A 347-nucleotide genomic window follows, 5' to 3' on the forward strand; every position below is an offset into this window, starting at 1 on the left:
GCCGAGACCGATTTCTCCGATGTCGCCTGGGAGAAGTCCCCGTTCAGCGGCGGCAGTGACAACTGCGTCGAGTTCGGCGTGATCGGCCAGTTCGTCGCCGTCCGCGTCTCCAAGACCCCCACACAGACCCCGCTGGTCTACCCCCGCCCCGCGCGCGTACGAGCGGCCGCTGGCGAAGGAGAGAAAGTCACCGTGGACATCAACCTCGACGGCCAAGCTCGCCCCCGGGGGGGGGGGGGGGGGGGGGGGGGGGGGGCGGGGGGGGGGGGGGGGGGGGCGCCGGGCGGCGCCCCGGGGGGCGCCCCCCCCCCCCCCCCCCCCCCCCCGCGGCCCCCCCCCCCCCCCCC

1 protein-coding gene is annotated in these 347 nt (G+C 79.0%); it reads left to right on the forward strand.

Annotated elements, in window-relative coordinates:
- Positions 1-78: 78 nt before the first annotated feature.
- On the forward strand, positions 79-347 hold a 269-nt coding region (locus PUR56_RS00085), incomplete at its 3' end, for a hypothetical protein (protein ID WP_329947321.1).

Origin of the sequence: Streptomyces sp. BE303 (assembly GCF_036290945.1) — a bacterium.
Taxonomy (GTDB): Bacteria; Actinomycetota; Actinomycetes; order Streptomycetales; family Streptomycetaceae; genus Kitasatospora.